At 39.1% G+C, this 21056-nt stretch carries 21 protein-coding genes, 5 tRNA genes, 1 other RNA gene and 1 riboswitch; of the genes, 11 read left to right on the top strand and 16 right to left on the bottom strand.

The features are described 5' to 3' along the window. Nucleotides 1-2: 2 nt before the first annotated feature. Nucleotides 3-662 (bottom strand): 3,4-dihydroxy-2-butanone-4-phosphate synthase, encoded by a 660-nt coding sequence (gene ribB / locus WA249_RS13105; protein WP_336169296.1) that lies wholly within the window; start codon nt 660-662, stop codon nt 3-5. Nucleotides 663-752: 90 nt separating this feature from the next. Further along, a riboswitch (FMN riboswitch) is annotated at nt 753-903 on the bottom strand. Between the two features lie 176 nt (nt 904-1079). On the opposite strand from ribB, the gene WA249_RS13110 reads away from it, so the two are divergent. Next, nucleotides 1080-2861, top strand: a complete 1782-nt coding sequence (locus WA249_RS13110) for a DUF2157 domain-containing protein (RefSeq protein WP_336169297.1) — start codon at nt 1080-1082, stop codon at nt 2859-2861. After that, nucleotides 2861-3412, top strand: coding sequence for a GDYXXLXY domain-containing protein (locus WA249_RS13115; RefSeq protein WP_336169299.1), 552 nt, complete (start codon nt 2861-2863; stop codon nt 3410-3412). The genes WA249_RS13110 and WA249_RS13115 overlap by 1 nt, the downstream gene beginning before the upstream one ends. A 58-nt stretch (nt 3413-3470) precedes the next feature. On the opposite strand, the gene panD is transcribed toward WA249_RS13115, so the two are convergent. From panD to WA249_RS13170, 11 genes are all read right to left on the bottom strand, one after another. Next, a complete protein-coding gene (gene panD / locus WA249_RS13120) occupies nt 3471-3851 on the bottom strand; it encodes an aspartate 1-decarboxylase (protein ID WP_002120296.1) in 381 nt (126 codons plus the stop codon). Nucleotides 3852-3982: 131 nt separating this feature from the next. After that, on the bottom strand, nt 3983-4564 hold the full coding sequence (pth, locus tag WA249_RS13125) for an aminoacyl-tRNA hydrolase (protein ID WP_003653332.1): 582 nt from the start codon (nt 4562-4564) through the stop codon (nt 3983-3985). Nucleotides 4565-4584: 20 nt separating this feature from the next. Further along, nucleotides 4585-4881, bottom strand: coding sequence for a 50S ribosomal protein L25 (gene rplY / locus WA249_RS13130; RefSeq protein ID WP_016139072.1), 297 nt, complete (start codon nt 4879-4881; stop codon nt 4585-4587). A gap of 96 nt (nt 4882-4977) precedes the next feature. Then, entirely contained in the window at nt 4978-5928 is a 951-nt protein-coding gene (locus WA249_RS13135; protein ID WP_336169301.1) for a ribose-phosphate pyrophosphokinase, read from the bottom strand. Between the two features lie 36 nt (nt 5929-5964). Then, nucleotides 5965-6039: transfer RNA gene (locus WA249_RS13140), tRNA-Gln, on the bottom strand. Between the two features lie 91 nt (nt 6040-6130). Beyond that, nucleotides 6131-6205, bottom strand: a tRNA-Gln gene (locus WA249_RS13145). 20 nt (nt 6206-6225) lie between these two features. Further along, nucleotides 6226-6300: transfer RNA gene (locus WA249_RS13150), tRNA-Gln, on the bottom strand. A 26-nt stretch (nt 6301-6326) separates the two neighbouring features. Continuing rightward, nucleotides 6327-6401 (bottom strand) — tRNA-Gln (locus WA249_RS13155). After that, a complete protein-coding gene (ispE, locus tag WA249_RS13160; protein ID WP_336169304.1) occupies nt 6400-7233 on the bottom strand; it encodes a 4-(cytidine 5'-diphospho)-2-C-methyl-D-erythritol kinase in 834 nt (277 codons plus the stop codon). The genes WA249_RS13155 and ispE overlap by 2 nt, the downstream gene beginning before the upstream one ends. 18 nt (nt 7234-7251) lie before the next feature. Further along, nucleotides 7252-7830 carry a lipoprotein insertase outer membrane protein LolB gene (gene lolB / locus WA249_RS13165; RefSeq protein WP_003653326.1) on the bottom strand — a complete coding sequence of 193 codons (579 nt, stop codon included), beginning with the start codon at nt 7828-7830 and terminating at the stop codon, nt 7252-7254. 4 nt (nt 7831-7834) lie between these two features. Further along, entirely contained in the window at nt 7835-9544 is a 1710-nt protein-coding gene (locus WA249_RS13170; RefSeq protein ID WP_336169352.1) for a tetratricopeptide repeat protein, read from the bottom strand. Nucleotides 9545-9632: 88 nt separating this feature from the next. Here WA249_RS13170 and hemA point away from each other — a divergent pair, with 88 nt between their 5' ends. Then, on the top strand, nt 9633-10916 hold the full coding sequence (gene hemA, locus WA249_RS13175; RefSeq protein WP_336169307.1) for a glutamyl-tRNA reductase: 1284 nt from the start codon (nt 9633-9635) through the stop codon (nt 10914-10916). Here hemA and WA249_RS13180 read toward each other — a convergent pair. After that, nucleotides 10913-12787: a DNA primase gene (locus WA249_RS13180; protein WP_336169309.1), complete on the bottom strand. Its 1875-nt coding sequence runs from the start codon at nt 12785-12787 to the stop codon at nt 10913-10915. The two genes, hemA and WA249_RS13180, sit on opposite strands and share 4 nt — an antisense overlap. Nucleotides 12788-12944: 157 nt before the next feature. Beyond that, entirely contained in the window at nt 12945-14108 is a 1164-nt protein-coding gene (locus WA249_RS13185; protein ID WP_336169311.1) for an outer membrane protein assembly factor BamD, read from the bottom strand. A 71-nt stretch (nt 14109-14179) separates the two neighbouring features. Here WA249_RS13185 and rluD point away from each other — a divergent pair, with 71 nt between their 5' ends. From rluD to WA249_RS13200, 3 genes are all read left to right on the top strand, one after another. Then, entirely contained in the window at nt 14180-15232 is a 1053-nt protein-coding gene (rluD, locus tag WA249_RS13190) for a 23S rRNA pseudouridine(1911/1915/1917) synthase RluD (protein WP_336169313.1), read from the top strand. Between the two features lie 10 nt (nt 15233-15242). Continuing rightward, nucleotides 15243-15980, top strand: a complete 738-nt coding sequence (gene pgeF / locus WA249_RS13195; protein ID WP_336169315.1) for a peptidoglycan editing factor PgeF — start codon at nt 15243-15245, stop codon at nt 15978-15980. A 193-nt stretch (nt 15981-16173) separates the two neighbouring features. Then, nucleotides 16174-16725, top strand: a complete 552-nt coding sequence (locus tag WA249_RS13200; RefSeq protein WP_016139062.1) for a flavodoxin family protein — start codon at nt 16174-16176, stop codon at nt 16723-16725. A 47-nt stretch (nt 16726-16772) separates the two neighbouring features. Here WA249_RS13200 and smpB read toward each other — a convergent pair whose 3' ends face one another. Beyond that, a complete protein-coding gene (gene smpB, locus WA249_RS13205) occupies nt 16773-17249 on the bottom strand; it encodes an SsrA-binding protein SmpB (RefSeq protein ID WP_004641603.1) in 477 nt (158 codons plus the stop codon). Nucleotides 17250-17383: 134 nt separating this feature from the next. Here smpB and coaD point away from each other — a divergent pair, with 134 nt between their 5' ends. The 5 genes from coaD (at nt 17384) to WA249_RS13230 (ending at nt 19996) form a co-directional block, all read left to right on the top strand. Further along, complete coding sequence (gene coaD, locus WA249_RS13210; protein WP_016139061.1) at nt 17384-17875, top strand: pantetheine-phosphate adenylyltransferase; 492 nt, start codon at nt 17384-17386, stop codon at nt 17873-17875. A 1-nt stretch (nt 17876) separates the two neighbouring features. Continuing rightward, entirely contained in the window at nt 17877-18140 is a 264-nt protein-coding gene (locus WA249_RS13215; protein ID WP_336169318.1) for a YfhL family 4Fe-4S dicluster ferredoxin, read from the top strand. A gap of 27 nt (nt 18141-18167) precedes the next feature. Further along, an RNA gene (gene rnpB / locus WA249_RS13220) (RNase P RNA component class A) lies at nt 18168-18523 on the top strand. A 63-nt stretch (nt 18524-18586) separates the two neighbouring features. Next, nucleotides 18587-18663, top strand: a tRNA-Met gene (locus WA249_RS13225). A gap of 148 nt (nt 18664-18811) precedes the next feature. Next, nucleotides 18812-19996: a porin gene (locus tag WA249_RS13230; RefSeq protein ID WP_336169320.1), complete on the top strand. Its 1185-nt coding sequence runs from the start codon at nt 18812-18814 to the stop codon at nt 19994-19996. A 52-nt stretch (nt 19997-20048) separates the two neighbouring features. Here the strand turns inward: WA249_RS13230 and WA249_RS13235 are convergent, their stop codons facing one another. Continuing rightward, nucleotides 20049-21029 (bottom strand): LysR family transcriptional regulator, encoded by a 981-nt coding sequence (locus WA249_RS13235; RefSeq protein WP_336169322.1) that lies wholly within the window; start codon nt 21027-21029, stop codon nt 20049-20051. Nucleotides 21030-21056: the final 27 nt, after the last annotated feature.

Raw genomic sequence — 21056 nt, forward strand, 5'->3', positions numbered from 1 at the left:
ATTTAAATACCGTGTTGTTGGCGGTATTGAACAAGTTCTTCAATCGTAATCACGGTTAAGTGATGAGTTTGAGCATATGCCAAAACCTGAATGCCTGATGCCATAGTGCCATCTGGATTAGTTAATTCACATAACACACCAGCGGGTTTAAGCCCAGCCAGTCTTGCTAGATCAATTGTTCCTTCGGTATGACCTCGACGAGTAAGCACTCCACCATTACGGGCACGTAAAGGAAAAACATGGCCCGGACGGTTAAGATCACTTGGGACAGCACCATCTTTAATTGCGGTTTGAATGGTAGTCACACGGTCTTTAGCAGAAACACCTGTGGTAACACCTTGAGCAGCTTCAATGGTTACTGTAAAAGCGGTATGAAACTGGCTTGAGTTGTGAGAAACCATTGGAGGAAGTTCTAAATGATCTGCTAGCTCTTCTGTCAGGCATAAACATACAATACCTGAGCCATCACGAATCATGCGTGCCATTGTTTCTACTGTTAAAGTTTCGGCTGCAACAATTAAATCTGCTTCATTTTCACGGTCGAAGTCATCCATAACCAAGACTGGTTTGCCTTGACGGATATCTTCTAATGCTTGTTGAATGCGTTGCTCAGCAGGAGAGAGGGCTGAGAAAAAAAGTTCTGGTTGAATTAAGCTAGACATAATGAAACGCTCTCGTAAAAATACGGTTGAACATTTCAGGACTGATGTAAAAACAGGCTGGCACTGAAATAAAACGGATTTATCCCAGTTCGTCGTCTTCTTTCATCCGGACTATACCGTCGGCTTTGGAGTTTCACCAAATCTGCTCAAATTACACAATTTAAGCTCGTGGGCTTGCTAATCTAATCATAAAAATTAACTTTACCACCGGTGGGGAATTACACCCCGCCCTGAAGCGATGGGTTTTATTATAGCGCGCTTGATAAAATTGGCTAGATGCATTTGTAGAATGCTAAGTTTCTTTATGAATAAGTATTTTCATAAACAGAATTAGGCTTTTTAACAAGAGCTTACTTGTTGATATGAAAATGGAATGCTATGTTTTTTATAGAAAATTATAAATAAAATAGGTGTTTCATGCAGATAAGAGACGATTATCCCCTTAGGAATACTTTATTTATTCAACATCTCCATATTTTCAGTTATGTATTTATGGCGGTCAGTATTCTTTATTTAATTGCTGCTAACTGGTTAATGCTTCCAGACAGTATTCAGCTAGCCATCCCACCACTTATATTACTTGTGACAGCATGGTTCAGCGTAAAAGATACCTTAAGTGAAGGAGTTAGGCAGACTTTACATGGTGTTTGCGGTTTGATGGTAGGCTTAAGTTTGGCTGTAATCGGGCAGGTTTATCAAACAGGTGCAGACAGTTATTTGCTTTTCTTACTTTGGACATTACTTTTACTACCGTGGCTATATCGACCGAATATTGGAATCTTTGCTTTAATTTGTATTACCAGTCAGCTCACACTTTTTTTATTTTTTAAACAGACTTTCTGGTCAGAAAAATTTCCTTATTTATATCTATCCGCTCTAAATTTATTAAGTCTTATCGAGTTTTGGATATGTATAAAGAGATATCCTGCTTTACGTTTCGTCTTTATTGCTTGGTTTGCAGTTATTTCCATAACGGGAATGATCCAGTTTTTATCAAGTGAACATATTCCTTACCTGATCTCTGCTTTCTTTGCCGGAATAATCGTTTTTTATTATTTTTTTAAAAAAGATGATCAATTATGTGCCAGCTTAATGGCTGCTATTCTTGGTGTGACCGCAACAATATGGCTTGTAGATGGCATTAATAACTTATTTAAAGATTCTAATGAGTTCATCTTTTTATTAATTGCTGGCATTATTTTTATTTGGTTTGCATTAATTAGTTGTCTTTTAATAAAAATTTTTAGGCAAAGTCGCTTTTATGTCATTCCATTGGCAATTGGTGCTTGGCTTGCAGGTCTGGCACTCGCTGCTTTTACACTGGTGTTTTGGGAGGCTATTTCTTTAGTTATAGGAGTTATTTTTGTTTTTATAGCTGCTATTTTATTGAAAAAATCCCAACACCACTTCATTCGCCAATTTGCCTATTGTTTATTTATAAGTGGTCAAACTGCTTTTTTGTTTCATCTTGAGTCAGAGACAGATCAAATATTATGGGTGTTAATTGCTCAATTTATTGTGCTATGTATCAGTTATTTACTTAGACCTCACTGGTTTTTCATTTTAATTCAAATGCTCGCTACTTATGGAATAGCATTCTTCTATTTGCTGCAACTAGACCATTCATTGTGGTCAATACATTCTACTCAAACCTATTTAAATTTAACTTTTCTCAGTTACTTGTTTTTAAGTTTGGTGCTCTTGCCTAAAGGTGAATCAATAGCTTTATATGAGCGTAGTATTTTGTTATGTGTACTTGCAGTAATTTTAGTAGCTTCTTTCTTTGATGCTTTTGTGGGTTTAGTTCCAGAAATCTCGATAGATCAGCAGAGATGGATTTTATATTTACTGCCTAGTATCTGGTTGTTGTGCTTTAGTATTTTTCATTTATATAGTCAACTTCAGGGAGTCACTTTTTTCGCCTTTTTAATTTTTGGTGCGTTACTTATTGCATTGGGATATTTTGAAATTTTCATTCTGCTTATTATTTTAACGTGGGCATTAAAAAAGAAAGATTATATTGTTTATGGGGGTAGCTTAGTCGTATTTGTTTTAGTGTTCTGGCAGCTCTACTACAACTTACAAATAACTTTTCTAGCCAAGAGTGCATCAATTTTTATTTCTGGCATTGTATTGTTGGCTTTATATTGGTTACTTCACCATGAAAATCAACGCAATTTGATTGAAGGAGAAAAATAATGAAGAAGTATTTTTCTCTTATTCTTGCACTAGTCACTATCTTGTTTTTTGCCGGATTAGTGGCAAAGAATGAATGGCATTTGCACCATAGTAAAAGTATTTTTATTCAGCTTAAGCCAGTTGATCCGCGCTCAATTTTACAAGGTGACTATATGGCACTGGCTTATGAGCTAAATTTACAATCTCTTAAAGCTCTTGCAGAAAGCGAAACTGAGAGACTAGAGCCGGTGATTTTTAATCATTCTTCTGTTCAAGCAAAAGTTATTTTAGATTCACAAAATCGCGTAGTTCGCACAGTTTTAGATATCAATAATTCATTTGCTGGTCATAATTTAATTTTAAAAAATCCTGAAAATCGTTTACAGGCTTTATATCCCGCTTCACGAAGTTTCTTGTTTGCCGAAGGTCTAGCTCAATGCTATGAGAAAGCAAAGTATGCTGAATTTAAGGTAAATACGAAAGGAGAGGCGATTTTGTTTGATTTGCTGGGAGATGAACTTCAGCCTTTGAATTGCAAACAGCAAAAGAACTGGTGGAAAAGAACTATTTAAGATTTATAAAATTATAAAAAAGCCCGTATTAACGGGCTTTTTTTATTCTTAGAATAAGTTAAGCAACTTGAACAGGAATACAATTCGCTGTGTGGTTAACTGTATTATTTGGATTTGCATATACTAATCGTGGTTTGTGAATATTTGCTTCAGCTTCAGTAAAATCACCAAATGTAGCAATAATGACTAAATCACCAACGTCTGCCTGGTGTGCAGCACCGCCGTTTACTGAAATAATTCCAGAGTTATCTTCACCACGAATCGCATAGGTTGTGAAGCGTTTGCCATTGGTTACATTCCAAACATGAATTTCTTCATATTCACGAATACCAGCTAAGTCCATCAATACGCCATCAATTGCACAAGAACCTTCATAGTGAAGTTCAGCATGGGTTACAACTGCACGGTGAATTTTGCACTTTAATAAACGAGATAGCATGGCTAGCGTCTCCTGAGTAGACCTAAGATGTAGATCTTATGGTGAAATCTATAGCTTTTGCTGTTGGCAAAGTGGCTGATGCGCATTTTGCTCTTAAAAAAGCAAGATAGCAAGCTTGATTGTTCAACAATTTAAGTGGGTTTATATGCATTAATTTGATTCATGGCCTGTGGAACTTGACCTTGAACAAGTAGTTTCACTTTAGAAAGGGCATGATCAATTGCTGCATCCATCAGACTTTGTTCACTACTTGGTGCTTTACCAAGTACATGACCTGAAACTCTCTCTTTCGAGCCAGGGTGTCCGATACCAATACGTAAACGATGAAAATTTGGACCAATATGAGGAACAATGTCACGTAAACCGTTATGACCGCCATGTCCTCCGCCTGTTTTAAGACGAATTACACCAGGATTCATATCAAGTTCATCATGAGCAATCAAAATTGCTTCGGGAGCAATTTGATAAAATTTTGCAAATGGAACTACACTTTGCCCAGAACGGTTCATAAATGTAGTGGGTAGAAGTAGACGGACATCGTGTCCTTCTATATTACCACGTCCACTGATTCCGTGAAATTTCGGATCATTTTTTAATGTAATGCCATACTTATTAGCAAGCTGTTCAATGAACCAAAAGCCTGCATTATGGCGGGTTTGGGCATATTCTGAACCAGGATTGCCCAAACCAACAATTAGCGAAATATTTGACACTAATCTACGCCTTTCAACACTTATGCGCGTTTGAAGTCAGCGTGCATAGGAGTGTTTTTAGCTGGGTGACGTTGTAACGCTTGGATCTTAACGTTTTCAACTTTGTCGCCCATTTGGATTTCTATAACTTCTTCAAAGAAAGCATTGTTTTCTAAAGCTTTTACAAGCTGACGAAGTTCTAAAGTAATAGCTACAGGCTCAGCATTGCCACCATAAATGATAGCTGGAATTAATGCTTCGTGACGAAGGCGGCGGCTCGCACCTTTCCCTTGTTTGTCTTCAGCACGCGCTTGAGCGTTTAATACGAAGTTTGCCATGAGTAAATCCTCATTAAAGTTTAAATATACTAAACTTGCGACCAGTTTAGTGATAGAAAACCCCAGCCAAGGCCAGGGTTCATAAAAGCTGCGGTATTATAAACTATCGAACATCGCACTGATAGATTCTTCGTTATTAATACGACGAATCGTTTCAGCAACCATGCTAGCAACAGAAACCTGACGGATTTTGCCCAAGGTTAATGCTTCTTCAGAAAGAGGAATAGTGTCAGTGACAACTAATTCATCAATAACTGAATTACGTAAGTTTTCAATAGCCTTGCCAGAAAGTACAGGGTGAGTTGCGTATGCAACTACACGGCGTGCACCAAATTGCTTAAGCGCATCAGCTGCTTTACACAATGTACCGGCAGTATCAACCATGTCATCTACGATAACGCAATCGCGATCTCGTACGTCACCAATTAAGTGCATAACTTGCGATTCATTGGCTTTTTGACGACGTTTATCAATAATTGCTAAATCGATGTCACCCATCTGTTTGGCAACGGCACGAGCACGTACTACGCCACCAACGTCAGGAGAAACCACCATAAGGTTATCATGCGATTGTTGACGTAAGTCAGCAAGCAAAGCAGGAGTACCATAGATGTTGTCGACTGGAATATCGAAGAAACCCTGAATTTGGTCAGCATGTAAGTCAATCATTACGACACGATCAATACCAACAGTGGTAAGCATGTCTGCAACAACTTTAGCTGTAATCGGCACACGTGCAGAACGTGGGCGACGGTCTTGGCGAGCATAACCAAAATACGGGATAACGGCTGTAATACGACCAGCACTTGCACGACGCAAAGCATCTGCCATAACCAAGATTTCCATAAGGTTATCATTGGTAGGGGCACAAGTAGGCTGAACGATAAATACGTCTTTACCACGAACATTTTCAGTAATTTCTACTGAAATTTCTCCATCAGAAAAGTGACCGACTGATGCAGCACCTAGAGGGATATGTAAGTGACTTACGACTTTTTGAGCGAACTGTGGATGAGCATTTCCACTAAAAACGACAAGATTGGGCATGAAGCACCCTTGGCGGTTGGTATGTAATTAAATAGATGGCAGGGGCGGCTGGATTCGAACCAACGGATGCCGAGATCAAAACCCGGTGCCTTACCACTTGGCGACGCCCCTAATGCGGCAGAACTTTAATATTTTTGCAATGCAATGTCAAGGTGAATCAACAAAAAGCATAGCAATTAAGTCTGTCTTTAAAATAAGAGAATGGCAGGGGCGGCTGGATTCGAACCAACGGATGCCGAGATCAAAACCCGGTGCCTTACCACTTGGCGACGCCCCTAAATTCGATGATGTATATGATGGCAGGGGCGGCTGGATTCGAACCAACGGATGCCGAGATCAAAACCCGGTGCCTTACCACTTGGCGACGCCCCTAATATAATCATCATTACAGGTGAGGTTGGCAGGGGCGGCTGGATTCGAACCAACGGATGCCGAGATCAAAACCCGGTGCCTTACCACTTGGCGACGCCCCTAACGTGTAACCTTAAAATGATTAAGAGGAGATTCGTTTAAACTATTTACCAAGTAAGATTTACATGGTGAATGCTTAAGAATTTCATCAATATTCATTTCATTCGTTACTTCAATAAAAACACAAGCACCTGTACCTGTAAGCTTTGCTCGACCAAATTGATCTAAATATTGCATTGCTTCTTCTACTTTAGGGTATAACTGTCGGGCCAATGGCTCAAAGTTATTTCCAAAATTAGAAGGTTCTAACTGATAGGCGCAAAATTTAGTGGTCTTAGAGTCTCTTGTCAATGTTTTTTGTGAAAAAAGCAATTGAGTGCTGATAAAACAGTCAGGTTTTAAAATAATGAACTGTTTTTGATCTAAGTCTATGAATGATAAATGTTCACCAATACCTTCAGCCCATGCATTTTTACCATAAACAAAAATAGGAACATCGGCACCGAGCTTTACGCCATAGTCCGCAAGTTGTTCTTGATTCAGGCCACATTCCCATAATTGATTTAACACAATCAGGGTTGTAGCAGCATCGGATGAACCTCCGCCCAGACCTGCACCCATTGGAATATTTTTTTCAATTTTGATGTGTAGACCGCAGAATTTTTTTGCATGCGGTCTTAGTATTTGAGCAGCCCGATAAATTAGGTTTTCTTCAGGTCTAACTTCACTCAATCCATCAATTTCGATTTGTTCATCCAAAGATGGCGTAAATATCATCCAATCATATAAATCAATAAGTTGGAAAATGGTTTGTAACTCATGATAACCATTTTCACGTCGGCCTGTAATATGTAAAAACAGGTTGAGCTTAGCTGGAGAAGGAACTCGAATCATAGATTTATATAATTAGACTTAGCGATTTTGGATGACCATTGTAATACGGTTTTCTTTATCTTCAGCAAGAGCTTGCTTTAAAACCAGTTTGTTTGGCAAAGTTTGTTCGCCATCATAACTGAAATTAACAGTCCAGCCATCTTCAATGAGCTGGTTTACACGATTTTCATTATCTTTACTGATTTGAGCACTTAAAGTTGCGGGTTTGGCTAAAATCCAGCTTGTTAAATGAGTAATGGGTGCTTGCCAACCCGTTGCGCGCTCTAAAAGTTCTTCTGGAGAGGCAGCAGTAATTAATCCAGTTTTTGCACTATTTAACTTCACTTCACCAGGTTTACCCTGGATTTGAGTTTTTCCTACACCTAAAATACCGCTTAATTCAATATCAAAATTATCTTGTTGTTGAACCCATGTGAAAAATGCACTACCAGTTTGTTGTGGTGTGCGAACCCCGATTTTACCCTGTAAATTAAAGTGTTTTTCATCTTGAACTTGCTGGGTAACCGCAGGTTTTGGTTGAGTAAAATGCTGACAACCGGTTAGAAATAATACACTTGATCCACAGATCGCTGTGCACAGTTGGGCAAATTTGCTCATATATTTAACTCTTTTTTGCAGATGTAGGTAAAATTAACGTATCAAGCTGGTGTAATTGTGGATCATTGGCATGTTTTTGTTTCAGTTGTTGTAACACAGCGCTAAATTGAGTTAATGATCCTTGCATATACAATGCTTTAGCATAGCGAATGCCAATATTTATATTGTGACTAAGTTCATAAGCTTTGCCTAAAGCCTCTGCTGCTGCTTCATAATCATTTTGTAAAAATGCAATATAGCCAAGCGTATCAAGAATTGAGGCCTGTTCTGGCGCATATTCTAAGGCTTGTTCTGCATATTGGCGTGCTTCTTTTAACCTGCGGTTTTGTAGGGCTAGTGTGTAAGCATATGCATTGAGGTAAGTTGGACTATTCGGCTCAAGTTGTAATAATTGTTTTAATGTTTTGTCGAGTTTATCGTGGTCGGTGTATGGATCAAGTAATAAAACTTCTGCGTAAATGAGTTCGGGATCATCCGGTAAATTCTTTATCGCTTCATCTAATAAATTTAATGCAGCTTTTTTATTGCCCATTTTCTTTAAGATTTCAGCTTGAGCTTGATATAAGAAACTTGCATGTTGGGGATAATTTACGCGTTCTTGAGTGAGGAACCGTAAAGCATCATGTAAATTTTCTTGCTTATCATATATTGCAATTAGATTGCGTCTGGAAACTATATATAAACTACCATCAACTAAACGATAGTAAGCTTTAGCAGATTCATAATGCTGTTTACGTTCTGCATTAATCGCTAAGTAATAATAGGCCTCATTTTGGTATTTTGCAGAGTTTCGTAGGTCAACAAGATATTGTTCTGCTTTATCATATTGTTTTAAATCAATACTGGTTAAGCCTGCAATAAACAATGCTTCTTCAGCTTTAGGATTAGCTTCTATAACGTTTTCGAGCTTTTCTAATGCGAGTTGAGATTGATTAAGTTGTATAAGATAGCGAATTTCAGCTAAACGAATGTCTAAGTTTTTCTTATACTTACGGCTGGATTTTGCATACCATTTAAGCGCACCCTCTTGATCGCTAAGAGCAATGAGTAGGTTTGCTTTCATTAAAATAAAGCTCGTCACTTTAGGACGTCGGCGTAATGCTTTGTTAATGTTGGTTAGAGCAGATTCTAATTGGCCATTTTGGGCTTCTAAGTTGGCGATGAGCGCTAAAATAGAAGGGTTATCTTTTTCTGCACTAGAACGTAAAGCTGTTAATAATACATCTCGATCTTGAGCATTTTCTGGGGCGATACTTGCTAAAATTTGTTCTAAATCAGCAGTTGGATCTATTTTTAAAATTTTATCTAATGTTTCAGCGGCAAGCTGGTATTCATGAGTTTTTAAAGCGATATGTGACAAATAGAATAAAGCAGGTACATCTTTGGGTTCTTGGGCTACCCAATGTGTAGCAATGTTTAAAGCGGCTTGAAAATCATTATATTCAAGAGCAACGTCTAAAGCTCGCTGTTTAATTGAGGTAGAGTTACTTTTAATTGCGAGGACTGTGTAATTGTGCAGAGCATTAGGAATATCATCATAAGCCAGAGCAAATTCAGCAACCATAGTTTGCTCTAATGCCTGATCAAATGAATGCACGGCATAGGTCTCTTGCACAGGACGTGCATAGACATGCGAGGACATGCTACCTAACAATAAGAATGTGGTAGAATACTGTCTTATCGAAGCACCGTTAAAATTAATACGGCTATTCATTTGACGCAATTTTTATTGATCCAAAGTAATGCTTTTTATGACACCGATGTTGCACAATAGCATAAATTTAGCGAAATGATGATCTGATATGTCTTTCTTTGCATTGGGTGTCAACCATCAAACAGCTTCTGTCGAACTCCGCGAAAAAATTGCTTTCAATGCAGAGCGATTAAGTAGTTTGCTTGCCGAACAAAACCATCACTACAGCTTAAATGATTTGGTGGTTGTTTCGACCTGTAACCGCACAGAAGTTTATGCCATGGCGGAAAATGCCGAAAGCCTTCTGAAATGGTTAGCTGATGCCAATAATATTGATGTAAAGCACTTAATTCATCATGTTTATCGTTACGAGAACACGCAGGCAATTACGCATTTAATGCGAGTAGCGAGTGGTCTAGACTCTCTCATGTTAGGTGAGCCGCAAATTTTAGGGCAAGTCAAAAGGGCTTTGGCATTGTCTAAAGAAGCTCAAACGGTCTCTCCTGAATTAAACAGTGTTTTTGAATATGCTTTTTATGCAGCTAAACGTGTACGTTCCGAAACTGCGGTAGGAAGTCATGCCGTTTCGATGGGGTATGCAGTTGCACAATTAGCTTTACAGGTCTTTAGTAAGCCAGAAAAACTTACAGTGATGGTCGTTGCTGCGGGTGAAATGAATAGTTTAGTTGCTAAACATTTGGCTGAAATGGGCGTCGCTAAAATTATTATTTGTAATCGTAGCCGTGAGCGTGCTGATCAACTAGCTCAAGAGATTTCACATCAGGTTGAAGTTGAAATTATTGATTTTGCAGCATTGGCTGAAAATTTGTATCGGGCCGATGTTGTGTCGAGTTGTACTGGTAGTTTATATCAAGTTATTGCTTATCTAGATGTTAAGGCTGCATTAAAGAAACGTCGTTATCAACAAATGTTAATGGTTGATTTAGCGGTTCCCCGTGATATAGATCCTAAAGTTGAAGCGCTTGATGGTGTCTATTTGTATGGTGTTGATGATTTACAAAGTGTGATTGATGAGAACCTTGCTCAACGACGTCAGGCGGCTGTTGAAGCAGAAGTCATGGTTAATCAGTTAGCTACTCAGCTTATTACTCATCAAAAAGTTAAAGAGGCTGGCAGCACAATTCATGCTTACCGCCAACATAGTGAGGAAATTAGTCAACAAGAGCTGGCTCATGCATTAGAGGCTTTGCATCACGGTGATAATGCTGAACAAGTATTACAGCAATTCGCGCATCGGTTGACGCAAAAGCTTATGCATCCGACATCTATTTTGCTACGCGAAGCTGCCAAGGCAGAAAATCCTGATTATTTAGAATGGCTACGACAGCATTTACAGGACGTTTTTGATCATGAGCGTAAGCAAAAACATTAAGACAACAGTCTTAAACTAATTTGTTTTGTTAGTTCATTGAGTTGCTGTCTTAAATTTCTTGACTCTACTAATGAAATTTTAGATTTCAGTTTTAGGCGTAAATATCTTTCTTTTAAGCCTAACGCATATTCTTGAGCTAACTTGTCAGCGACTTCAGGTGCCTGTGTTAATGCCTGTATATTGGTTCTTTGCATAATATCGGCAATTTCATGACAATAACTACTACAAGCACCAAGAACATAATAAGTCGCTAATTCTTGATCATCTGGCAAATCATCAAAAATACGATTTAAAATAGCCAGAACTTTTGCTAACAATTCATCTTGCTGAATATAGGCACGTAACCCTTCAAAATGAATATAAAGAAAAGGGTGATTCATCAAAATTGCAATCGCAAAGTCTTCATCTTTAGTGTGAATGTTAAATGAGAGCGAGGCATCATGGCTGATTTGTGGGGTAAAACGTTTACCCAGTCCGAGTTTTTCACGGAAAGATTGATTAAGTAAATAACGGAAAGAGCCCTGTTTGGGTAATAGTTCAGTCAGTTCTCTGAGTTCACCCATGACCAAGCTTTTGCCTTCTGGGGTGCTAATGTCGTGTTGGCCTGTTAAATGGGCAAAGACAAAATCAGACAGAAGAGGGGCTTGTTGTAATAGTTTCTGGAAATTTTCAAGCCCTTCACGACGGATAAGAGAGTCAGGGTCGTGGTCATTCGGTAGTACGAAAAATTTGAGTTCGCGCCCATCATTGAGAAGGGGTAAAGCAATTTCTAACGTTCTGCGTGCTGCTTTTTGACCCGCAGCATCGCCATCAAAAGCAATGGTAATACGGCTATTTTGTTTAAATAAAATATTAAGATGTTCTGTATTACTTGCAGTCCCTAAAGTTGCGACGGCCCCTGTAATGCCATATTGCTGAAGTGCAATCACATCCATGTAGCCTTCAACCATTAACCAGTCGCTAGACTTAAGTTTTCTACCTTCATAAAGCCCATAAAGCAGTTGGTTCTTGTGAAAGACTTCTGAGTCTGGAGAGTTGATGTATTTAGGCTTGATTTCATCATTTAAAGCACGCCCACCAAAACCAACAACGCGCCCTTTAGGGTCTCGAATCGGGAAAATGACACGGTCACGTAATAAGTCAAAATCACGACCATTATCGCTTGAACGGATAAGTCCAAGTTGTTTTAAACCATCAATGTCGTAAGGAAAAGCTTTTTCTAAATGTTGCCAGTCTTCTGGAGCATAGCCCAAGCGCCAAAACTGAATCGTCTGATTGCTTAAACCACGCTGTTTAAAATAATTTTTTGCCTTTTGACTATGAGGTAGTTGGTGCTCATAGAACTGAGCAATATTTTCCAGTAAGTCATATAAATTACCTTCTTGAACTGGTTCATCAAAACTAAAAGGCTGTTCAAACTGGGCAAACGGGTCATCGAAAAATACAGGTTCAAGCGTATTGTAGCTTTCATCAGTTGGCTGTTGCGGAGTCGGAGTTACAGGCTCCGTCTTATTTGCTTTAGCAACTGGCGGCTTTGTAACCTGACGGGTATAGGATAGTTTTTTATTTTCAGTATTATCTTTGGGTAATTCGACTCCAGCGCTACTCGATAACTCTTTCATTACATCTATAAAATTTCGGTTATCAATGTCCATCAGAAAACGGATCGCGTTACCGTTGGCCTGACACCCAAAGCAGTGATAATACTGCTTGTCTCGATAGACATGGAACGATGGAGATTTTTCTTGATGAAAAGGGCAACAGCCGGAATATGTACGTCCCGTCTTTTTCAGTTTCACACGCTGACCAATCAAATCGACAATATCTGTGCGATCTAAAATTTGATCAATCGTATGTTGTGGAATTGCCATAATTCAGATAACCGTATTAAAACTGATGAGAGAGTTGGTCAGAATATTCTGACACGATGAGGCAAGATCTACACAATAAATATTTTAATATTTTATAAAAACAAACAGGCAAGTGATATCACTTGCCTGTTTATTGGTGCTTTTTAAAGTTTGTAACTTATTGAGCTGCGTCGTTATTACCTTGTGTTGCATCATCTGATTGAGTATCAGTTGATCCATCTGTAGAACTAACAGTAGGGGCAACAGTTGTATTTTCTGCTGGTTGTGGCTCAGGTTTATCTAATAAACCGAAGCTTAAACGATTTGTCCAACTACGCTCTGACTTTGGAGCTTCAACAGTTGTTTTTTCTGGTTCCGCAGTTTCTTCTTTATTCGAATTACCAATTAAACCAAAGCTTACGCGATTGAGAAAACCACGTTTTGGAGCTTCTGCTTCAGCTGTGCTTTCTGGAGTTGCAGCCGTAGATTCACGACCGAAAAGACCCAAAGTCGCGCGGTTGATCCAGTTGCCTTCTTTACGAGCAGCACGCATGTTAACTGTGCCGTCTTTCTTCACCAAGTTAGGGTAATTAAGCTTTAAAACTTCAATATATTGTTGTGAAGTCGCTTTATCACCTAATTGGTTATAGCTATATGCCAAAGTCGCTAATGCTTCTGGAACTTGAGGAGTTTGTGGATAGTGTTCAATTACCCATTGTGAACGTTCGGCAGCTGCGATCCAAGCTTTACGTTTAACGTTAAAGCGTGCAGCAGTCATTTCATTTTCAGCAAGCTCTTGGCCAATAAATTTCATGCGCTGAGCGGCATCAACTGAATATTGGCTACTTGGAAAACGACGAATTAAATCAACAAAATTTTGATAAGCAACTTTTAAATAACTCACATCACGATGAGATTGTTGCAAAGATGTATAGCGCATCAAACTGTCGTAGTTTTGCTCCATATTCGCTACAGCACGAACATAGTAAGCATAATCAACATTTGGATGTTGAGGATTTAAACGAATAAAACGTTCTGCTAAGGCAATCGTGCCTTCATAATCTTTTTGTTTAAATTTTGAATATAGAAGTTCAAGTTGTGCTTGTTGTGCGTATTGTCCAGTCGGATAATAAGTATCGATTGCTTCTAAAGACTTGGTCGCATCAAGATATTGACCACGGTCAAGCGACTTTTGGGCCTTTTCGAAGTAAGCTTGTTCACTAGATTGAGGGCCACTATCGACCACTTCTTTTTTACTTGGATTGCTGCTACAGCCCACAAATGCAGACGCTAAACCTAAGGATAAGGCAAGCATCGTAATTTTATAACGTGGTAGCGACATAAAAACTCCTCTGTTATGTTGGGCAATGAGCTACAATTGCGCTATTAAACCACTTTTATCTCAATGATCAAATGACTTCAGCACAATCTTCAAACACAAACTTATCTGAAACCGACTTCAATTTACTTGAAGATTCTGAGGATGCAGATAACCATACTTCTGATACAACTGCAACACGTTTATCGTTGCAAGTTCAGTTAGATGAAACCTATCTGGGACAACGCATCGATCAGGTTGCGGCCTTGGTGTGGAATGAGTTTTCACGTGAAAAGCTTAAACAATGGTTGAAGGATGGCCATCTGTTGGTGAATGGTAACATTGTCAAGCCTAAGAACCGTTGTGAAGGGACAGAGCTGCTTACACTCGAAGTTGAGCTTGAAGCTCAGACCACGAGTCAACCTGAAAACATTCCACTTAATATTGTCTATGAAGATGACGAAATTTTAGTCATCAACAAGCCAGTCGGTATGGTGGTACATCCAGGGGCTGGCAATAGTTCTGGAACTTTAGTGAATGCCTTGCTTTATCATTTTCCAAAATTGTCGGAACTTTCTCGCGCTGGTTTAGTACATCGTATTGATAAAGATACTAGCGGTTTGTTAGTCGTTGCCAAGAGTCTTGAAGCACAATTTTCTTTAAGTAAACAGTTGGCAAATAAATCGGTTTACCGCGTATACGACTTGGTTGTTTATGGCAATGTTATTGCTGGCGGTACGATTGATGAGCCTATCAAACGTCATCCAGTTGACCGTGTGAAAATGGCGATTTTACCGGGCGGGCGCGATGCTGTTACCCATTACAATGTAAAAGAACGCTTTAAAGATTTTACTCGTGTACAAGCTCGTCTTGAAACAGGTCGAACTCATCAGATTCGTGTCCATTTTAGTTATATCGGTTATGGACTGATCGGTGATCAGATATATATGAACCGTGTACGTGTACCAGCAGGGGCGTCTGAATTACTCATTGATACTTTGCGTGGTTTTAAACGCCAAGCATTGCATGCAGCTAAATTGGGTTTAAAACACCCTCGTACTGGTGAAGAAATGCTATTTGAAGCGCCGTGGCCTGAAGATTTTACACATTTAGTGAGTGTGTTACGTTCAGAAAATGCTGCATATTAAGGACGCATATATGGAATTTGTTCAAGGTTTACCTCAAGGCGTCTATGTAGGACAGACACGTGTTCAACATCCTTTGGCATTATCAACGGATCAACTTGAGTTGTCTGGCTTTAATCTGGCTTTACATGTCAACGATGATGTAGAGCGTGTTCAGCAACATCGCATGATATTGCTAGATGAGTTTGCTAAGTTCGGTGTTAAAAAAATGACATGGATGACTCAAACACATAGTACGATTTGCCATACAGTAAATGAACAAATTCCTTTTAAGGCTTTAATTGGTGATGGCTTAGTCACTCAAACCAAAGACCATGCTTTAATGATGATGACGGCTGATTGCTTACCTATCGTGTTAGGAAATGCAGAGGGTACCGAAGTCGCAAACTTACATGCGGGTTGGCGTGGTTTAGCTGGTGGGATTGTTGAAAACACGATTGCTGCTATGCAAAACCCTCCAGCTTGGGCGTGGTTAGGGGCTGCGATTAGCCAACCTTGTTTTGAAATCGGGGCCGAAGTAAAAGCTGCTTTTTGTGACAAGTATCCTGAGTTGGAAACAGCTTTTGTTGAGGGGGCAGCTCCAAATAAATTTCATGCAGATTTATATGCAATTGCACGTTTTATTTTGCAGAGCCTAGGTGTGAAGCAGGTTTTAGGTGGAGACCAATGTTCATATCAACAGAGCGATGAATATTTTTCTTATCGTCGTGATGCGAAGACTGGGCGTATGGCTACCTTTGTTTTTATCTAAGCTTTATAAACATCATTAAATTCACTCTCTTATTTTGTAGTCATTCAATAAAGTAAGAGAGCGTCTTATTTAGCTTAAAGATATTATAATTGTGAATTGTATTGAAACGCTTCTATTTCATATTTATAGATGTAGGTTTAGCAAGAGCTAATAAAATGATAAAATAGAAAAAATCGCTCAAAATTTTAATCTTATGTCTTTGCCTGAAAAACATCTCTCAATTGTCTACCACAGTCCATATGGTCATACCGCCAAGGTGGCCTCTGCTATTGCTGCTGGTGCAGAGGTGATGGGGGTGAAAGTACACTTAATGAATATTGAGCATATTGATTGGGATGCGCTTGATGCATCACAAGGTATTATTTTCGGATCACCTACCTATATGGGAAGTATGACTGCCGATTTTAAAAAATTTATGGACAGTACTTCTAAACGTTGGAAAGAACGTTTGTGGCAAGGCAAGCTTGCAGCTGGCTTTGCAAATTCGGGTGGATTGAGCGGCGATAAACTCGCAGTATTACAACAATTAAATATTTTTGCCATGCAACATGGCATGCTTTGGTCAGGTTTGCCTTTAATGACCACAGGGCATAGTGAAAAAGATTTAAACCGATTATCGAGTTGTTTGGGCTTAATGACCCAGTCAGATAATGCGCCTGTCGAAATTACTCCTCCACAAGGCGATTTAGATACAGCTAAATGGTTTGGTGAATATATTGCTGGTCTTTTATACAGATTAAACTAATGAACTTCACGACGTAAAAAAGCCTCTGAAAAGAGGCTTTTATTTTATTACTTATGAAATATACGAGCTTTATCACGTTGCCAGTCACGGTCTTTTTCAGTTGCACGTTTGTCATGAAGCTGTTTACCCTTCACAAGTGCAATCTCTAGTTTGACTAAATGACCCTTCCAGTAACACGCTAAAGGAACGCATGAGTAACCTTTCTGGTTAACTGCACCCATTAGGTGTTCAAGCTGACGTCGGGAGAGCAATAACTTACGGGTACGTGTTGCTTCAGGTACAACATGAGTCGAAGCTGATAATAAAGGCTGAATTTGTGAGCCAAGTAAAAATGCTTCGCCATTTTTGAAAATCACATAACTTTCAGTCAAAGTCATACGTCCAGCACGTAAGGATTTTACTTCCCAACCTTGAAGTGACATGCCTGCTTCAAATTTTTCTTCGATAAAATAATCATGACGGGCACGTTTATTTTGTGCGATTGTTCCGCCATTATGTTTCTTTACTACTGTTGCTTTCGCCATAATTCAAACTTCCACAATTATGTCTATTGTGCCGTAAACTGATGCTAAGGTGAAGTTTTTCCTGCACATGAATATTTCGCCTCATGTATAACTTTTGCTAAAATAGGTTCACAATATAATTAGAGTACTAGCGGATGTCTAAAACGCGTGTAATTTATCCTGGAACATTTGACCCCATCACGAATGGACACGTTGATTTAGTTACTAGAGCATCAAGAATGTTTGATGAGGTTGTAGTAGCAATTGCAATTGGACATCATAAAAACCCTTTGTTCAGTCTAGAAGAAAGAGTTGAACTGGCCCAAAGCTCATTAAGCCATCTATCAAATGTTGAATTTGTCGGCTTTGATGGTTTGCTGGTTAATTTTTTCAGAGAGCAAAAGGCAACAGCTGTACTCCGTGGTTTGAGAGCGGTTTCTGATTTTGAATATGAATTTCAACTTGCCAATATGAACCGTCAACTTGATCCACATTTTGAAGCGGTGTTTTTAACTCCATCTGAGCAGTATTCATTTATTTCTTCGACATTGATTCGGGAAATTGCTCGTTTAAAAGGGGATGTAACCAAGTTTGTTCCGCAAGCTGTGGTTGAGGCCTTTGAACGTAAACATCAACAAGGTTGGTAACGTGTCGTTATATATCACCGATGAATGCATAAACTGTGATGTTTGTGAACCAGTTTGCCCGAATGAAGCAATTTTTATGGGTGAAGTGATTTATGAAATTCATCCAGATTTATGCACAGAATGCGTTGGTCATCATGACCAACCGCAATGTCAGTTGTTTTGTCCTGTAGATTGTATTCCTAAAGATCTACAACATGAGGAAACAGAAGAACAGCTCTTCGACAAATATAAAAAATTAATTGCTCAAAAAAGCACGAGCAATTAGTAAATAAATTTGTTAATATGCGCCCCTGAGGTGAGCTGGATGGTCGCTGCTGTGGAGGTCTTCGTGACTGAAGCAGGGGAGGAAAGTCCGGGCTTCATAGGGCAGGGTGCCAGGTAACGCCTGGGCGGTGAAAGCCGACGGAAAGTGCAGCAGAGAGTAGACCGCCTCATTCGTGAGGTAAGGGTGAAAGGGTGCGGTAAGAGCGCACCGCGTGTCTGGTAACAGTTCACGGCATGGTAAACCCCACCAGAAGCAAGACCAAATAGGAATCCTGAGGTACGGCCCGTACTGGATTCGGGTAGGTCGCTTGAGCGTATGAGTGATTGTACGCCTAGAGGAATGACCATCCTCGACAGAACCCGGCTTATAGGCTCACTTCACCTAATTTATTTAAAATTTTTCTTGACGTGCATTGAAGAAACAAAGATAATGCGCGCACAGTTTTAGGCTATGTAGCTCAGTTGGTTAGAGCACCGCACTCATAATGCGGGGGTCACAAGTTCAAGTCTCGTCATAGCCACCATTTTATAGACCACGCTCCTGCGTGGTCTTTTTTTATCCTCATTTTTTGATTAAACACAGTTTGTAAAGACCGACTTTATACTTGTGGCATTGTTTGTCTACGTCAATTTCTTCATGTTCTTATAACACTTAACAAGGATGTTGAAGACATGAAAAGGTCATTATTATTTTTAGGGATTTTAAGTTTAACGGCGGGAGTTCAAGTTTCTGCGGCTGATTTGAGTTGGGGAGATCCAACTTTAGACTCGGGTCAATTTAAAGTTTCTGGCGCGATACGCTCCCGTTATTTGCATAAAGATTATGTGGTTGATGCAAATGAAGGTTCTCAAAATGATGACTGGCGGCTAACTGATATTAAATTAGTGTTAGGTTATGAAAATCCAGATTGGATTGCAGGGGCGGATGCTCGTTGTTATCAATATGATCGCTTATGCGATGCAATTTTTCTAAAAAAAGCATGGGTAGGTTATAAGTTATCTGACCAGCAGAGAATCACGGCAGGTTTGCAACCCGTTGATTTTGGTTTTGGCGAATTTTGGGGAAGTAGTTATTACGAAACACTTTTAAATACAGTTGGTTTAGAAGATATCGATAATTTGGGTATCAAATATAAATTTGCAGATGATAAATATAATTTGGCCTTAGGATTTTATCCAACTGATGGTGGAAATTATAAGGGAAGTTCAAAGGACTCAAGCCGTTACAGTGGTAATTTTGTTGAAGCTGATGATTTGACTACAGGCACCCATATTGAAGAAAAAAATATGTGGATTGCTCGTGCATCTAGAAAATTTGAGATTGATAAGACTCAAAAAATTTCGACTGAGTTAGGCGGTTCAGTCTGGTACTCTGATTTAGAAAATAAAAGAACAAATGTAGATGGGCACCGAAAATCTTGGAACGTTTTTGCTCAAACGCAATATCAAGCATGGCAATGGATGTTCTTGGCGGGTAAACAAGATGTGACCAATGGCGATGATTTATTTCCAAATAGTTCAACGATTGGTGCATTCGACTATCCATATCAAGTCGCCAATAAAGGTAAGTATTTGGTCAATGAAATTAACTATTCCTTTGCTCAGCCATTCCATCAACTTACAAATATTAAGCCTTATATCTCTCATAGTCGCTTTTTCAAAGATGAAGAGGGATATAAAGACTCTGAACGTTTAATTGCAGGGGTTTATTTTAATTACAAAGCCATTGGTATTCAGGGTGAATACATTATGAGCAAAAATGACCCAATGGTGGGAAGTGGAGCGAATGGCCTAGCGCAAGGTAGTAGTAATGACTGGGATAAATTGTTTTATCTCTCAATTGGCTATTATTTCTAAAATTTAAAAGCAATCTATTGCCCTAAGTGAATAGGCTTCACTTAGGTTTTTTTTATAGAAAGACTTTTTCAGGTGGAGGTTCACGTTTGACTGCGGGTGAAACGAGTTGCCCACGGTTTAAGTTCTGCACATGCTGTAAACGATTAAGTAATTCATTTTGAATGAACAAAATGCAAGTTTGTAATTTAGACGAGCTTTTGAGTCGTGACGGATAAACTGCCCAAATATCCGCATCTTGCCAATATTCAGGCAAAATATGCTGGAGTTGGCCTGTAATCAACTCATCTGCAACATCCCAAATCGAACGGAAAATAATGCCGTGGCCTTCTATGGCAAGCTGATGAATAATTTCGCCGTTATTAGAAACAAAGCGTGGTTTGACATGAACCGAGACATCTTCAGAAGCATGCCTAAATTTCCAAAGTACGGAAGATTGATCACGTTCACTAATTGTTAAACAGTCGTGTGATTGCAAATCTTCAATGCTGTCTGGTACGCCATGCTTAAGTAAATAGCTTGGCGCTGCACACAAAATTCGAAAGTTAGAGGCTAACTTCTTCGCAATCATATTCGGTGCAATTTCATTACCAATTCTAATATCCAAATCAATGCTGTGCTGAATCAGGTCTTTGGTATTGTCGATGGTGTCAAAATGAATTTGAAGCTTTGGATAAAGCATCATTAATTTAGACAGAATTGGTGCGATATGCTTTCTGCCAAAACCAAAGCTACTAATAATATCCATACGACCCGTAGGCGTACTGAGCGGGTTATTCACTAGTTCACAGACTTCATCAAATTCTTCAAGAATATTTGAAACTCTCTCAAGGATGAGTTTGCCATCTTCCGTCAGGCTGACATGACGTGTGCTGCGATGAAAAAGTTTGCAGCTTAATGTGTTTTCTAAAATATTAATTCGCTTGCTAATAAAAGCTGGCGATGTCCCAAGTTCCTCAGCAGATTCGACAAAACTTTTTAGTTTAGCGACTGTGCAAAAAACCTTTAAATCCGATAGGTTAGGTAGATTGTTCACGATCCGTGTCCATTGGAGTGATAGTTC

This window comes from Acinetobacter sp. 161(2023), from assembly GCF_037027805.1.
GTDB lineage: Bacteria > Pseudomonadota > Gammaproteobacteria > Pseudomonadales > Moraxellaceae > Acinetobacter.

Excerpts from the sequence above, each read along its gene's own strand:
- ispE (WP_336169304.1), bottom strand. The coding sequence starts at position 7,233 with ATGATTCGAGTTCCTTCTCCAGCTAAGCTCAACCTGTTTTTACATATT.
- hemA (WP_336169307.1), top strand. The coding sequence starts at position 9,633 with ATGTCTTTCTTTGCATTGGGTGTCAACCATCAAACAGCTTCTGTCGAA.
- ribB (WP_336169296.1), bottom strand. The coding sequence starts at position 662 with ATGTCTAGCTTAATTCAACCAGAACTTTTTTTCTCAGCCCTCTCTCCT.
- WA249_RS13115 (WP_336169299.1), top strand. The coding sequence starts at position 2,861 with ATGAAGAAGTATTTTTCTCTTATTCTTGCACTAGTCACTATCTTGTTT.
- WA249_RS13230 (WP_336169320.1), top strand. The coding sequence starts at position 18,812 with ATGAAAAGGTCATTATTATTTTTAGGGATTTTAAGTTTAACGGCGGGA.
- WA249_RS13185 (WP_336169311.1), bottom strand. The coding sequence starts at position 14,108 with ATGTCGCTACCACGTTATAAAATTACGATGCTTGCCTTATCCTTAGGT.
- panD (WP_002120296.1), bottom strand. The coding sequence starts at position 3,851 with ATGCTATCTCGTTTATTAAAGTGCAAAATTCACCGTGCAGTTGTAACC.
- WA249_RS13170 (WP_336169352.1), bottom strand. The coding sequence starts at position 9,544 with ATGAATAGCCGTATTAATTTTAACGGTGCTTCGATAAGACAGTATTCT.
- rplY (WP_016139072.1), bottom strand. The coding sequence starts at position 4,881 with ATGGCAAACTTCGTATTAAACGCTCAAGCGCGTGCTGAAGACAAACAA.
- smpB (WP_004641603.1), bottom strand. The coding sequence starts at position 17,249 with ATGGCGAAAGCAACAGTAGTAAAGAAACATAATGGCGGAACAATCGCA.
- rluD (WP_336169313.1), top strand. The coding sequence starts at position 14,180 with ATGACTTCAGCACAATCTTCAAACACAAACTTATCTGAAACCGACTTC.
- WA249_RS13135 (WP_336169301.1), bottom strand. The coding sequence starts at position 5,928 with ATGCCCAATCTTGTCGTTTTTAGTGGAAATGCTCATCCACAGTTCGCT.
- WA249_RS13180 (WP_336169309.1), bottom strand. The coding sequence starts at position 12,787 with ATGGCAATTCCACAACATACGATTGATCAAATTTTAGATCGCACAGAT.
- WA249_RS13110 (WP_336169297.1), top strand. The coding sequence starts at position 1,080 with ATGCAGATAAGAGACGATTATCCCCTTAGGAATACTTTATTTATTCAA.
- WA249_RS13200 (WP_016139062.1), top strand. The coding sequence starts at position 16,174 with ATGTCTTTGCCTGAAAAACATCTCTCAATTGTCTACCACAGTCCATAT.
- lolB (WP_003653326.1), bottom strand. The coding sequence starts at position 7,830 with ATGAGCAAATTTGCCCAACTGTGCACAGCGATCTGTGGATCAAGTGTA.
- coaD (WP_016139061.1), top strand. The coding sequence starts at position 17,384 with ATGTCTAAAACGCGTGTAATTTATCCTGGAACATTTGACCCCATCACG.
- pgeF (WP_336169315.1), top strand. The coding sequence starts at position 15,243 with ATGGAATTTGTTCAAGGTTTACCTCAAGGCGTCTATGTAGGACAGACA.